This is a genomic window from Spartinivicinus ruber (assembly GCF_011009015.1).
In the GTDB taxonomy this organism is placed as follows: Bacteria; Pseudomonadota; Gammaproteobacteria; order Pseudomonadales; family Zooshikellaceae; genus Spartinivicinus; species Spartinivicinus ruber.
On record NZ_CP048878.1, the window covers coordinates 1,807,481 to 1,822,179 of the forward strand.

The following is a 14,699-nucleotide window of genomic DNA, read 5'->3' on the forward strand; positions in this document are numbered from 1 at the left end:
ACTTAAATTTGTGTTCATTTATCCAACTTGCGTGTTGCGATCTTTACGGTAAGTTGAATAAGATTGCTGATTATAATGATAATACTTATCAGTTAAAAGTGAAGGGATGGTGCTACCAGAATATTTCATCGGATACCAAATATCCTGACGAGTGACAGAATACTATATTAACGGGTAATAAATAATAGTGGGCTTATTACAAATAATTACTATTAGCTAGTCAAAATGGCTACTGAGGGCTGGCCTCAATGTGGGTTAAGCTGCTTTGTAGTTTTTTTTTATGAACTGTTGAAACTGTTCTTCAGATACGGGTTTACTGTAATAATAACCTTGACCTTCCTGACAGCCTTGCTCAATGATGTAGGCTTCCTGCTCAACAGTTTCAACACCCTCTGCAATAACACTGAGATTTAAGCTCTTGCTTAGTTGAATAATGGCTCGAACAATCGTGGCATTTTCTTCGTCTTCTAAGACATCCTGAACAAAGCTTTTATCGATTTTGATTTTGTCGAAGGGAAGTTTTTTCAGGTAACTTAGTGATGAATAGCCAGTTCCAAAGTCATCAATGGCAATCATCACTCCTGAACGTTTGATGCTGTTGAGTTTAGCTGCAGCCATGGAAAGGTCTTCCATAATGCCGGTTTCAGTCACTTCTAATTCCAAACAGTGGGGCGGGATATTATTTTTTTGGATAGTATCTGCAATTAGGGTCTCGATTTTTTCATGGCGAAGTTGCACGGCGGATAGGTTAACGGCTATCCGGAAATCTTCAAACCCCTGTTGATGCCAGTTACTTAGCTGTTGGCAAGCCTGGTTTAATACCCATTCACCAATATCAATAATGGTATTGCTTTTTTCGGCTAAGGGAATAAACAGGTCAGGTGAAATAAATCCTTTATCTGGGTGTATCCATCTAATTAATGCCTCAGCACCTGCAACTCGTCCAGTTAGGTAAGACACTTGGGGTTGGAAGACGAGGTGTAGCTCTTCGTTTTCCAAGGCTTTTTGTAGGTCTTTTTCTAACTGACGGCGTACCCGCATTTCAGTATCAACACTCGCAATATAAAACTGGAAGCGATTCTGGCTGCGAGCTTTGGCTAAAGTCATGGTTTGTTCAGCTTTTTGTAGTAATTTTTCAGGATTATTGCCATCTTCAGGGTAGAGGGTAATCCCCATGGTTGAACGGATTGAGATAGGAATGTTGTTAATGACAAAGGGTTCTTCAAGGTCATTGAGGATTTGTTGAGCGAGTTCAGCGGCCTCATAGGGTTGGTCGATATCATCCTGAATGATGGCAAATTGATCCCCGCCCAGTCGTCCCACTGCTTTAACTTTGTGGTGCTGATTTCGTAGGCGATCAGCAAGCGCCATCAAAATATGGTCACCGACTTTATAGGTAAATTGCTCGTTAACCCCTTTGAAATCATCAATGCCACAACAAAGCACTGCTACTGACTTATTGCGGGCGCTGGCTTCTTGCAGAATTTGTTGTAACTCTTTTTGTAACATGACTCGGTTAGGTAATCCGGTCAAAAAGTCATATTGGGCCAACCGCAATACATGGGCTTCTGCCTTTTGCCTCTTGGTGTTATTACGGTCAATAGAGTCTAGCAATTGGTTGGCTGTTCGAATCCATAGGCCTAACTCATTACTTTCATTGCCTGGCAACATAGGGATCTGTTTTTGGCCGGGCTGATCTGGGTTGATTCTGGATAAGTTATCAATGATTCGAGTTAAGGGCTTAGTTAGTAGCCAGGTATAAATGAGATAGAGCACTGTGGCCATTGCAATGGCCCGCAATAACCCTGAAGTAAAGATGATGATAGAACGATTGACAAATTCGGAGCCGCTTCGTGCTGTATCGATGGTAATAATCAAATCGCCGTAATACTCACTGTAAGGTAGCCGACCAAATAAGTTAACTTTGTATGTACGCTCTTTGTTAAAAATTTTATCGGTAAGCCAGCGGTAGGGAGTGTCGATCAATGGGCGACTTTTTTCCGCTAGCATTGGTTCATCGGGGTGGCCAATGGCTGCATAGCGAATAGAGTTGTTCTCAAATAATCCCTCAACCACTTGAGAAGCCATTTCCTTGTCTAAGCTGTACACCGCCTGGATAGCGGGATCTCTAACCATAGCGAGCATTGCATAGGCAGAGGTATCGATGGCTTCATCGGCGCTATAGGCGTCATATACAATTTGAGCAAAACTTAATACAAGTCCAACCAAGCATGCGGAGAGTAAAACGACCCGCAACAGTTTGACTGATAACCTGTTCTGTTTAGCTATAGCCAAATTGACTTCCCCAGGTTATAAGGTCTATGAGTGCTTTTACCCTACCAGTATGAGAAAAGTTTTAATATTCGTCAAAAATGTTTTTTATTCGGCTTAGAAATAAATAAGTTTTTTTCTTCGATCTAATAAATACAGTGAATATTAGCTTTTATTAACGTTGGCTGGAAGCTGCAATTATCAATAAAATTTTGTTAAATAGCCATAATAATGGCTATTTAAGTTGCAGAATTTTAAAACTCTGCTATAGCGCCTTTTTTAAATCCTTCAAAGGCATGAACAGTAATTTTATCGTTTGGATAGGCTGTTTTAATAGTGGATGCAATATGTTGGGCAATCAGTTCAACAGTACTATCGGTATCGATAAGATAACAGTGAGGTTGGCTAATAATGAGCTCAAAATAACCTTGTTGAGCGGTATAAGCAAACTTAAAATAAGCTATGTCATTATCGATAAACTCGCCTGTAATATCTTCTTTAGTACCAATATATATATCGCGAAATTGGTTAGCGTAGTCTTCCTCAAGGCGTGAATCTGGTTTGTTATTTCGATAAATTTGAATCGCTGAGCGGTGGCCATGCGCGATGCGCTGGCAGCAGCCTTTATGCTTTTTCAAACCATGACTGTAATGGTAAAAGGGGCCATCAATAGTCTCTGGATATAATTTCAAAGTAATATTATCAACATTATCAGGTAAGACTTGTTTTAAATGTTGCTCTATTACAGGCGTGACACTGATGGGTGAAATTTCATGGGTATCAATGGTAATAATTGCACTACTGGGGGCATCGCAAGTAATTTTACCGCGGCTTTCTGTGGACAAAGTAACATTCATGCGTCCGTGTTCAGCTGCAATATTAATAGCTGGGTGGGTACCGGGTACTAGTAATTTATGGTCAACAAAGTCATCAATTGTTTGTTTAATTGTCTTTTTTACCTGGCCAAAATCAAACACCATTCCTTCTTCATTCAACTGGCCATCAAGGATGACATCTACCAGCCAGCTTTCACCAACTAAACCTCTAGTAGGGCAGTAGTAGGAAAAGTCGATAACGGTTAGTTGCTTAACAAATAAAGCAGGCATTTTACTTCCTTCTTAGGGAACACATCATTGTGTGTATTGTACTGTCGTAATGTCGACATCGCCATTTTGGAGGTTGTTGCACTCTCGAATATTTCATAAAGTGGTGAACAATCTGGCATGAGCTTTGATTTTATAAGCATTGATTAATCTCGAGTGTGTTTTATGGTTGATACCCTGACAGCTGAAGACCTGGACTTTGATCGCCAACATATCTGGCATCCGTACACGTCAATGACCAACTGCTATGAAATGTATCCTGTTACCAGGGCTGATGGGGTTCGTTTAACCTTGGCTGACGGGCGTCAGTTGATTGATGGTATGGCTTCCTGGTGGTCGGCTATTCATGGCTATAACCACCCTGTGTTGAATCACGCGTTGCAACAGCAGCTAGAAAAGATGGCTCATGTGATGTTTGGTGGGATTACTCATCAACCAGCTATTCAGCTAGCTAAACAGTTGATAGATATGACTCCAGAGCCTTTACAGCAAGTCTTTTTTGCGGATTCTGGCTCGGTGTCGGTAGAAGTGGCGATTAAGATGGCCATCCAGTATTGGGTAGCGGCTGGTCAGCCAAAGAAAAAGCGTTTATTGACTGTTAAAAAAGGCTATCACGGCGATACTTTTGCCCCAATGTCTGTTTGTGACCCTGAGGGTATGCATGAACATTTTGCAGGGATGTTACTGGATAACTACTTTGTTGAAGCACCACAATGTGGTTTTCATGAAAATTGGCAAGAAGATTACATTGCAGAGTTTAAAGCGACGCTGGAACAGCATCACCAGGCCATTGCTGCGGTGATTTTAGAGCCGATTGTACAAAATGCAGGGGGTATGCGCTTTTATTCGCCAGCCTATTTAAAACGCGTCAGAGAGCTGTGTGATGAATATCAGGTACTGTTAATTTTGGATGAGATTGCCACTGGGTTTGGTCGATCGGGTAAATTATTCGCCTGTGAGTATGCTGATACTAGTCCTGACATTATGTGTGTTGGTAAAGCATTAACGGGTGGTTACATGACTTTAGCTGCCACTTTATGTACTCAACAGGTGGCTCATACCATTTCCAGTCATGGTGTATTAATGCATGGGCCGACTTTTATGGCGAATCCACTGGCTTGCTCAGTCGCCTCGGCAAGCTTGCAGTTATTGCAGCTAGGACACTGGCAAGCACAAGTGGTGCAATTAGCCGCTACCATGGAAGCTTCCCTCGCTCCTTGCCGAGCGTTTGCCAATGTGGTCGATGTACGGGTTTTAGGCGCTATTGGGGTAGTAGAGCTTGCCCAGCCTGTTGATATGAAAGTTATTCAACCGTTATTTGTAGAGGCTGGAGTTTGGGTACGGCCTTTTGGCAAGCTGGTTTATATTATGCCCCCTTATATAATGGAGCAAGAAGATTGTCAGTTGTTGTGTAAGGCAATTTATCAGGTAGTTAGCAAACTTAATAAAGTGTAAACGTAAAAATAAAAACACTGAGGGTGTTGCAAAAGGATATGAGCGAAGCAAGGACAAGATAAAAATCGGTGAAAAAGCAGAGTTTATACTTAATAAATGAGCATTTTGAGCCTATTTTTTAACGCAATATTTGCAAGCACAGTAGTTTTGCGACAGCCTCCAATATAGTGAGTGACAAAATGACTGATTGGCAACAGCTTTATGAGAATCATATTGAACAGGTGAGCCAGTTTTTTGAAAAAGCAATGGCATTATCTCTTGTTGATGGCGTAATCATTTTTTCGGGAGCACCTAAACGCGCATTCCTGGATGATACGTACTATCCATTTAAGGCAAATCCATTCTTTAAATGGTGGGTGCCATTATTGACTCAACCCCATTCTGCTGTGGTGTTTCAACCAGGAGAAAAACCACAGCTTATTTACTTTATGCCTCAAGACTTCTGGCATGTTACTCCCGAAGCGCCTACTGGTTATTGGGTGGATAGCTTTAATATAACAGTGATTGATGCGGTTGAAGTCATTAAAAGTGTTTTACCCAATAATCTCGAAAAGTTTGCTTTTATTGGTGAAGAAACCCAGTTAGCCGACAAATGGGGGATAGGACAGACTAATCCAGAGAAGTTGGTAAACTACCTTAGCTATCACAGAGCTTATAAAACGGCGTATGAGCAACAATGCTTAGCGCAGGCTAATCAAATTGCTGCAAAAGGCCATCAGGCAGCTATTACTGCTTTTCAGCAACAGCAGCCAGAACTTGATATTCATTTAGCATTTTTGTCTGCCTGTGGCCATCAAGAGTCGCATGCACCTTATAATAATATTGTGGCCTTAAATGAACATGGTGCAATTCTGCATTATGACCATTACCAGTCGACACGACCTGCACAATATTTGTCTTTATTAGTGGACGCAGGTGCTTGTTTTTCAGGTTATATTGCTGATATTACCCGTACAACGAGTGCAGTTCAGTCAGGGAAATTTAACCAATTAATTAAACAACTTGACCAAGCTCAGCAATGGATTATCCAGCAAATAAAAACCGGGTTGGACTATGCAGCCTTGCATGATCAAATGCATCAACAAATTGCAGTTATTTTAACTGAGTTGGAAATTGTTAATACAACAGCTGACTCCTGTTATGAACAGCAGTTAACCCGTACCTTTTTCCCTCATGGTTTAGGGCACTTAATCGGGATTCAAACCCATGATGTCGGTGGTTGGCAGCAGGATGAACAGGGTACTCAGCTCAATCCACATCCTGACTATCCTTTTTTAAGACTGCAAAGACCTATTGCAGAAAATATGGCGTTCACCATTGAGCCTGGTATCTATTTTATCGACTTACTATTGGGGCAGCTATCGCCTGTTCAACAAAAAATGATCAACTGGTCTGTTGTTAATGAACTTAAGCCGTATGGCGGGGTGAGAATAGAAGATACAGTTATTGTTAAGCAGCAAGGCGTTAATAATATTACCCGACAAGCATTTGCGGCAATCGAGTGAGAGCTAGGGCCTGTTAACAGGCCCTAGTTAAGAAATAGGCGTTTAAATGGTCTTGGTTATCAAAAAGTAAATGTTGTATTTTTTGAAATTAGTGGAAAAAACATTAAATTCGAATAAACCAGTTGAAAACGTCAAAAAAACGTTCATGTTAAAAAATGCATTTCTCGAAGTAAGCCGTGTTTCTTAGTAGGCAATTGTAGTAGAATCCTTAACAATCAAAAACTTGCCTGCTCTTCGTGAAAGATTTTTTGACTTTATTGTCGTCGTATTCTTTCGTGTGAGTATAACATAGTGACTCGTAATCGAGCGACTTAAAACATGTGGGGGATAATCATTGAACACTGGGGCTTGGCTAAGCTTAACAACAACTGCTATTTCGCTAAGTGCAGTATCTGTGCTGGCAGCAACAGTTGCAGAAAAGCCTGGTACAGTTGCTTCTGGCCTATATGCTTCGGTGATTTCAATTCAGCACCATGAAGATGAGCAGGCGACCGGTCGTTTATTGATTACTAACCATTCTAAACAAACAGTTGATTTAACCAATGCCTTAGTTGAGTTTGCCACACCTTATCGGGTCATTGAGGTTACCGGGAGCTTTTTTCCTATTTCTATGCCTGATCGTCGGGTGTTGGTTTCTGAGCGAATGGGCGGGCAGTACAAAAACCAACTGGTGTTGGCATTTAGTGAAAACCAAAAGCTGAATACAGAATTACATCCTGGCTCCACCTTGTCTTTGATACTAAAGTTTGAGTCGCAAGCTAAGCTAGGCCAGTCATCAGCAAAAGCTATCATTTTTTTGTCAGACAAAGATCAGCAGACCAGCTATCAACATGGCCAACTGATCTTTAGAGCACCTAAAGCACCAGCCCCTGAAGTTAAGCAGTTACCTGCGGTAGTGACTGTAAAAGGTGCTGGCGACTTTGAAAAACGAGTGGCGGTTGACTGGGGACAGAAGTTTATCCTGGATCAGTTACCCTATGGTGAATATACCATTCATACTGAGCAGGTAGGTGACTTCCCTGGTATGGCTAAGCAAACCATTCGTTTAACCAATAGAAAGTCAGCTACTGTAGTAAAAATTCACTATGATGAGCCTGTTTATACAACAGTAATGCAACTGGTTACACCTGCTGAAGTAGCGGGTGATGAAGAGCCTCTGGTTGCTTATATTCAAGATGTTACTCATGGTGAGCACCCCAGGCAGCTGGTGTTACAGTGGGGAAAAAGCCAACAACTGAACAACTTAGTGGTTGGACACCGTTACCGGTTATGGTTTAACCCTATTAAGCACTGGCCTTATCAGTATGAACCCAGCGCTAGCAGAGAAAAGCCATTTGAATTTACCGCTGGTAAAGATGGTGTTCAGCAGTTTGTGTTAACTTTTCAACAGTCCTCCGAGCCAACAGGTGAGCTTGCTGTTGCTACTGAGGTGGCAGGGTTACCTATTGGGGCGAAAGCGACACTTATTTTAAATCCTATCTCTGGTGGGGAGCCTGTAACGCGGAAGTTATCGGTTGGCCAGGATAGTTTAACCAACATTGCACCGGGTAATTATTGGCTTACGGCCAGTGACTATCTCTATCAAGGTAAAATTTATCGAGCTACTCTCTCATCTGCCAAATTGGAGCTTAATCATCATCAGTCCGCTAGAATTAATATTGAATATACAGATAATAATAAACTGTTTTTTGCTGGTCGAGAGTGGCAGATTAAACAAGGGCCGTTGCAAGACTCATCAAAAGATGGGCGTTGGGCGCCGGAAAATGTTTTTGTCGATCAACGTGGTAGATTACATTTGGTATTAAATTATCAAAATGGGAAGTGGCAAGCCGGTGGCGTTGAGTCAGTTGACGACTTTGAGTCTGGTCAGCTACAAATTAAAACAACTACTCAAATTAGTAATCTGTTGGCCAACAGCCAATTTTCCATTGGCCTCCAAAATAAGGATAAAACCAGAGGTTTTGGTTTTACTATGAGTTGCGCTAATAGTTGCCAAGATACAACAGATGGTGTCGTTACCCGTTATTGGCTACAGCAAAAATCAGCATTAAAAGGCAAGCAAAGCTTATATAACTGGCAAGCCAGTCGATTAACCCATGCTATTAATTGGACTCCAAATGGCGTTTTATTTGAAACCAAAAAAGGCCATAATCAAAAAGGATCTATAACCCTATCACGAAAATTTTTATCAGCTGCTTTACATAATGAAGCTGATTTTCCATTACAACTGATGTTGACTCCTTTGTCTGACGCTTTGCCTAAAAGCCGTAAGGTTGAGTTGATCATTAATTCAATTACTAGTGATGTTGATTAAATTTGGCTTTTAATTGGTATTGTTAGAGTTCTCCTTTTTAAATATTTACTTCTTTTGTCGTTTATTATTCACGGAAATATGTGAACTATATCGATGGAAGATTAGTTTCTTTTGCTACGCTTAAATCAGGACTATGCTTTACATAAACTGTATTAAATTACGGTAAGTAATTCGTTGTTTTTTTAAGGGTTTATTTTAGTATTTTTTTAATTCTTACTTAAGTAAATTGTAAAGTATAAGCCTAACCGAATTTGAATGAATATTGAATTATATTCAAAGCGAAGGGTTGGTAAGGAGCTAGCTTACTACTGTGGAGCTAGTGATAGCCGCGCTAACTGAAATAAAAGTACTAGCTGATATCCACCGTCCATGGTGGTCAAGGGTGATGACAACAAACCCAAAAGCTCATTCACGAAGGATATATGAACGGTATTCTTTTAACTGAGTGGTTTTAGGATTAACTAGAACTGTATTCTATTATTTTTTGAATTCATTTTATCTATGAATATTTTTGGAGTTGCTTTTGAGTTGCTCCCTTAATTGGTATTACCAAAATAGTATTTTTTTAGCTGCATTCCAAAGCCTAAACATTTTTTTATTTAACAGTTAAGTTGACGGAGGCATCAATGAATAGCCTGTCTTTCCGGCATTTGTTGCCAAAGACGCTGAGCTTAGGTATTACCCTTGGTTTAGGTATGTCTTTGGCTGATACATCTTTTGCCACCCCTATTACAGAGAATAATGTTGCAGATGACAAAGTAATAGCGGCCTATTTTGCTGAATGGGGAATTTATGGCCGAAACTTCCATGTTAAGGATATACCTGCAGAAAAGCTGACCCATATATTATATGGTTTTATTGCTGTTTGTGGCCCTAATGAGTCATTAAAAAAAGCGAATCCCCAAGGTTTTAGTGCACTACAAAGAGAGTGTAGTGATCAAGAAGACTATACGGTTACCATTCATGATCGTTTTGCTGCGTTGGAAAAAAGTTATCCAGGTGATAAATGGGATCAACCAGTCAAAGGTAACTTTAACCAGCTGGCTAAAATGAAAGCGGCTAATCCGCATATTAAAATTTTACCTTCACTTGGTGGGTGGACGTTATCTGACCCTTTTTATTATTTAGCTAACGACTCACAAAAGCGTGCTAAGTTTGTTCAGTCAGCAATCGACTTTATCAAACAATATGATTTTTTTGATGGTTTGGATATCGACTGGGAATTTCCTGGTCAGCCAGGAGCCAACCCTGACTTAGGTAAACCAGAAGACAAACAGGGGTTTACTATGTTAATGCAGGAGTTGCGAATGGCCTTGGATAAGTTAGGCCAGCAAACCGGGCGAAAATATTTGTTAACAGCTGCCGTCTCATCAGGCCCTAAAAAAATTGCTAGCATAGACTACTCCCAAGTGTCTCAGTATATGGATTATGTATTTACCATGACCTATGACTTTTATGGGGGCTGGGATAATACCTTGGGACATCATGCTGGTATTTATGCAGCAGATCATGAAAAAATACCGCAATACAATGCTCATGATGCCATCAATAATATTATCAAAGCGGGCTTTCCTGCCAATAAACTTGTAATGGGCGTAGCCATGTATGGCAGGGGCTGGAAAGGCATTGCCGGTGGGCTTCCCGATAACCCATTTACAGGTAAAGGTGGTGGACCATTACCTCAAAATACACAGCAAGGCACCTGGGAAAATGGTGTTATTGATTATAAAGGAATTGAGAAATACTACTTGGGTGGTGTAAATGGTCAAGGAACTAATGGCTTTAAATATTACTATGATGAAAAAGCCCAAGCCCCTTATGTATGGAATGCTGAAAATGGTACTTTAATTACTTATGACAATCCGCGCTCAGTTAAAGCCAAAGGGGCTTATGCCTTAAGTAAACAATTAAAAGGGTTATTTGCCTGGGAAATTGATGCGGATAATGGTCAGATTCTCGATGCTATGCATGCGGGGTTAAATTCTGATGGTCAGCCACCCGAGCCCCCCAAACCAAATCCTGATAACCCTGAGCCACCTACCCCGACACCAGACCCTGGAGATGACGACAAACCAAACCCAGCCCCCGATCCAGGTGATAATGACAAGCCCAAACCGCCTACGCCTGATCCAGATGGTGATGCCATAGCAGAATGGGATGCAGAGACAGCTTATTGGGCAGGTGATAAGGTTCGTTATCAGGGCAAAACCTATCAGGCGAAATGGTGGACCGAAGGCAATGAGCCAGGTAAAGGTCAGTGGGGACCTTGGAAATTACTCGGTAGTAAGCCTGGTGACGACAAGCCAACACCTAATCCTAAACCAAACCCAAATGATAATGATAAGCCTGACGACAATGATCATCCCAACCCAATTCCTGATAAACCCGATACTGGTGACGTCAAAGACTGGAATCCGACAGCTATCTATGTAAAAGGGAGCCAAGTCAAATATAACCATGTTATCTATGAGGCAAAATGGTGGACCAAAGGGGATGAGCCAGGTAAAGATCAATGGGGACCTTGGAAACGGGTTGATGGAGACAAACCCAATCCAGATCCTGACAAACCTGATCCGGATAAACCAGATCCAGACAAGCCTAATCCTGATGATGGCTCGCCTAATAATAGTGGTAAATACGCTGTAATTGGTTACTACATGTTAGAGCCTGATGAAATTAATAAATATCCAGCGGTAGACTTTCCTGTGAGTAATATTTCACCAGAAAAGGCTAAAATGCTTACTCATATCAACTATGCGTTTATTGGTATTAATGAACAAGGCCAGTGTGATTTATTACAGGGAGCCAATGAGCAGAAGTCAGCAGAAGTATTTCAGTTGTTGACTAATCTCAAGCAATACAATGCCAATTTAAAATTGATGTTTTCAGTGGGTGGCTGGGCATTTTCCAATGATGCCAGTCCTACATCGAATCGGTTTAGAGATGCAGCGAGTACCCCGGCAGCCAGAACGAAGTTAGCCAAATCCTGTATTGCATTCATGAAAAAACATGGGTTTGATGGTATCGATTTAGACTGGGAATATCCAAGAAAGCAAGATGCAAATAACTTTGTTGCTTTATTGAAAGAGTTTCGCAAACAGATTGATCAGGTAGAACAAACTAGCCAGGCAGCTGATTATCAGCTAACCATTGCTGGAGCAGGTGGTGCCTTTTTTATGTCTCGTTACTACCACTTGCTAGATAAAGTGGTAGAGCCGTTAGATTATATCAATCTAATGACCTATGACTTTAACGGACCTTGGCAGGGGGTGACCAAAACCAACTTTCATGCCCATTTATATGGTAGCAAAGGTGAGCCTAAGTTTTACAATGCATTACGTGAAGTACAGTTTAATCCACCCAAATCTTGGGAAGAAATAAAGAAACTATTTCCCAGCCCTTTTGCTTTAACTGCGGATGCGGCAGTGAAGCAGCACTTAATCATGAAAGTGCCACGTAATAAGGTAGTTATGGGGGTGCCTTTTTATGGTCGAGCCTTTAGAAAAACGGGAACAGATAATTATGGGTTGTATCAAACCTTTAATACCCAAAAAGGTGATCCATACAGAGGTGACCCAACATGGTTAGTAGGGTGTGATAAGTGTGTTGAACGTAATGAGCCACGGATAGCCACTTATGCTGATATTAAAAAAATGTTAGCAGGCGACTATGGCTATAAGCGGCACTTTCATTCTGAAGCGAAAGCCCCTTGGCTGCATAATGTCAAACATAACCTGTTTGTAACTTATGATGATCAGGAGTCAATGAAATATAAAACTAACTACATCAGGCAGGAGAAACTAGCAGGGGTGATGTTTTGGCACTTAGGTCAGGATGATCAACAAGGGACCTTGCTGCAGTCATTACATCAGGGATTGAATAGCGGTAACGTTAGTAGTCACTAAATACTATTCGCTTATATTTAAAAAGTCAGCACCATGGTTGCTGGCTTTTTTATGGTGTTGTCAAGAAAAGTGATTTAGGAGAAGAAAGCCGTGGTTGGCTAGCTTGGATTACGAGTAGTGGGATAAAAAGATAGACGGGGTCTGTAGGGTAGTGCTGGTGCACTACCCTGAAAGCAGTATCAGTTATAAGCTGTAGCTTATAAAGGAACTACGTTCTCAGCCTGTGGGCCTTTAGGACCTTGAGTTACAGTGAACTCAACTTGTTGGCCTTCAGCCAGCACTTTAAAACCTGGTGTTTGAATTGCACTGTAGTGTACAAAAACGTCAGGACCAGATTGTTGCTCTAAAAAACCAAAACCTTTTGATTCGTTAAACCATTTTACAGTGCCGTTTTTTCTATCAGACATAATTTGGATCTTTCTTTAAACAATTAAACTAAATTCTTATACACAATCCAGGGGAGTGAGCATAAGACGGTGTAGCAGAGAAATTTAGGTGTGACTTATGACAAACTAACGAGGCACTACAAAAGGAACATCGTGAACATTGAACATAAATTAACGCCGTACTTTCAAGCTGAATGAATTATAAACAACCCTATTGACAAGTCAATGTTTTTTATTTATTTCATCGCAAGATTAATTATAAAGATCAACAGACTCTATAATCCACAGCCTAAATTAGCAGGTACTGCCACATCCATTAGCTTTGGATTGGGCAAGTTCAAATTATCCATAATTCGACAATACTCCTCAGCACTATTGACTTGTAGGCGTGGGTTAAAGCGCTTTTCTTCTCCGATGGTACTCACTGTCATGCCTTTGTAATCATGGCCAGGATAAACCAACGTATCTGCAGGTAGCTTAAGTAATTTATTAAATAAGCTATCATATTGCTGGCGAGCATCGCCTTGTTGAAAGTCGGTTCGGCCAGTTCCTCTGATTAATAAGGTATCACCCGTAAACAACATCTGTGGTTTTTCGCTAGTTAATAAAAAACAATAGGAGTCGTCTGTATGGCCTGGGGTATAAATAGCTTTTAACTGAAGGTGGCCTAGAGCAATAATCTCTCCATCTTTAACTCTACGACTTGCACATTGGACTGGCGCTTGATCGCCAAAAGTAGTCTCACATTGATATAGCTCGCGAAGTTTACCCAGTGCTGTTATATGATCTGCATGAACGTGTGTATCAATAGCATAAACCAGCTGTAATTCTAATTCACTGACAAGCTGTTGATACTGTGGAACCTTTTCTCTTACTGGGTCGATTAATAGTGCTTTGCCGCCTTCTGATTCAGCTAGCAGGTAAGAATAAGTCCAGGTTGCTTCATCGAAGAGTTGACGAAATAACATAAGTTTGCCCCTTTCACTTAACTTAAAATCTTTGGCACTGAAAGCGCCATCAGCCCAAGAACTGATACAGCGAAAAATCTTTGTAGCTGCTGGGTAGCAATACGCTGAGTTAATACGGTGCCAATAAAAATGCCAATAACACTGCCACCTGTAACTATCATCAGTAATTCAGTAGGTACTTTGGCAATCCAGTTAACATGGAATATAAAGCCTGTAGCGCTCACGAGAGCAATTACTATCAACGATGTATCAATGGCGCGTCGCATACTTAAGCCAGTAAGCACGTTGAGAATAGGTACATTCAGAAAACCGCCCCCGACTCCAAATAACCCAGATAAAAAGCCGGCTCCCGCACCTGCCAATAATAGTAGTAATGATTGTTTGTTAGCTGACTTATTGGTTAATTTTAGGTGAGTGCCTGGCGCTTGGCTGGAATCTTCTTTGGGTAGCTGCCACATGCGAATAGCAATATAACTAGCCAGTAATATGAAACCTGTTAATAGTAAACGCTGATCTATTAAGCTACCAAGCCAGCGACCAAGGGGAGCTAATGTCATACCAGTAGTGATAAGAATGGTGGCGGGCTTCCATGCAATTTGTCTCTTGTTTAGCTTCGCTAAAATACCAACAATTGCACTGATACTCACTGCACCTAAGGCAATCCCCATGGCATCATTAGGGGATAAGCTAAGCACTAAAATAAATAGCGGCACAGCAAAAATGGAGCCGCCTGCACCTGTTAGACCTAGCATGAATCCTACTAAAATACCGACAATAATGGCTAGTGTCACA

9 protein-coding genes are annotated in these 14,699 nt (G+C 41.1%); 4 read left to right on the forward strand and 5 right to left on the reverse strand.

What is annotated here, in order from left to right:
* Positions 1 to 255 precede the first annotated feature (255 nt).
* Positions 256 to 2,295, reverse strand: coding sequence for a putative bifunctional diguanylate cyclase/phosphodiesterase (locus G4Y78_RS08580; protein ID WP_163832627.1), 2,040 nt, complete (start codon positions 2,293 to 2,295; stop codon positions 256 to 258).
* A 230-nt stretch (positions 2,296 to 2,525) separates the two neighbouring features.
* Positions 2,526 to 3,377, reverse strand: a complete 852-nt coding sequence (locus G4Y78_RS08585) for a 6-pyruvoyl trahydropterin synthase family protein (RefSeq protein WP_163832628.1) — start codon at positions 3,375 to 3,377, stop codon at positions 2,526 to 2,528.
* 162 nt (positions 3,378 to 3,539) lie between these two features.
* Between G4Y78_RS08585 and bioA the strand changes: the two genes are divergently transcribed.
* From bioA to G4Y78_RS31525, 4 genes are all read left to right on the forward strand, one after another.
* Positions 3,540 to 4,829 (forward strand): adenosylmethionine--8-amino-7-oxononanoate transaminase, encoded by a 1,290-nt coding sequence (bioA, locus tag G4Y78_RS08590; protein WP_163832629.1) that lies wholly within the window; start codon positions 3,540 to 3,542, stop codon positions 4,827 to 4,829.
* 179 nt (positions 4,830 to 5,008) lie between these two features.
* Positions 5,009 to 6,334, forward strand: a complete 1,326-nt coding sequence (gene pepQ / locus G4Y78_RS08595) for a Xaa-Pro dipeptidase (protein WP_163832630.1) — start codon at positions 5,009 to 5,011, stop codon at positions 6,332 to 6,334.
* A 334-nt stretch (positions 6,335 to 6,668) separates the two neighbouring features.
* On the forward strand, positions 6,669 to 8,648 hold the full coding sequence (locus G4Y78_RS08600; protein ID WP_163832631.1) for a hypothetical protein: 1,980 nt from the start codon (positions 6,669 to 6,671) through the stop codon (positions 8,646 to 8,648).
* A gap of 626 nt (positions 8,649 to 9,274) precedes the next feature.
* The gene (locus G4Y78_RS31525) at positions 9,275 to 12,553 is read left to right on the forward strand and encodes a glycosyl hydrolase family 18 protein (protein ID WP_163832632.1); all 3,279 of its coding nucleotides are present in this window, start codon (positions 9,275 to 9,277) and stop codon (positions 12,551 to 12,553) included.
* 197 nt (positions 12,554 to 12,750) lie between these two features.
* On the opposite strand, the gene G4Y78_RS08610 is transcribed toward G4Y78_RS31525, so the two are convergent.
* The 3 genes from G4Y78_RS08610 to G4Y78_RS08620 form a co-directional block, all read right to left on the reverse strand.
* Positions 12,751 to 12,960, reverse strand: coding sequence for a cold-shock protein (locus tag G4Y78_RS08610; protein ID WP_163832633.1), 210 nt, complete (start codon positions 12,958 to 12,960; stop codon positions 12,751 to 12,753).
* A gap of 254 nt (positions 12,961 to 13,214) precedes the next feature.
* Positions 13,215 to 13,907: an MBL fold metallo-hydrolase gene (locus tag G4Y78_RS08615; RefSeq protein WP_163832634.1), complete on the reverse strand. Its 693-nt coding sequence runs from the start codon at positions 13,905 to 13,907 to the stop codon at positions 13,215 to 13,217.
* A 17-nt stretch (positions 13,908 to 13,924) separates the two neighbouring features.
* On the reverse strand, positions 13,925 to 14,698 hold the full coding sequence (locus tag G4Y78_RS08620; protein WP_163832635.1) for a sulfite exporter TauE/SafE family protein: 774 nt from the start codon (positions 14,696 to 14,698) through the stop codon (positions 13,925 to 13,927).
* Position 14,699 lies beyond the last annotated feature (1 nt).

Bases quoted from the DNA above. Each gene is read 5' to 3' on its own strand.
- G4Y78_RS08585 (WP_163832628.1), bottom strand. From the start codon at position 3,377: ATGCCTGCTTTATTTGTTAAGCAACTAACCGTTATCGACTTTTCCTAC.
- bioA (WP_163832629.1), top strand. From the start codon at position 3,540: ATGGTTGATACCCTGACAGCTGAAGACCTGGACTTTGATCGCCAACAT.
- pepQ (WP_163832630.1), top strand. From the start codon at position 5,009: ATGACTGATTGGCAACAGCTTTATGAGAATCATATTGAACAGGTGAGC.
- G4Y78_RS31525 (WP_163832632.1), top strand. From the start codon at position 9,275: ATGAATAGCCTGTCTTTCCGGCATTTGTTGCCAAAGACGCTGAGCTTA.
- G4Y78_RS08610 (WP_163832633.1), bottom strand. From the start codon at position 12,960: ATGTCTGATAGAAAAAACGGCACTGTAAAATGGTTTAACGAATCAAAA.
- G4Y78_RS08615 (WP_163832634.1), bottom strand. From the start codon at position 13,907: ATGTTATTTCGTCAACTCTTCGATGAAGCAACCTGGACTTATTCTTAC.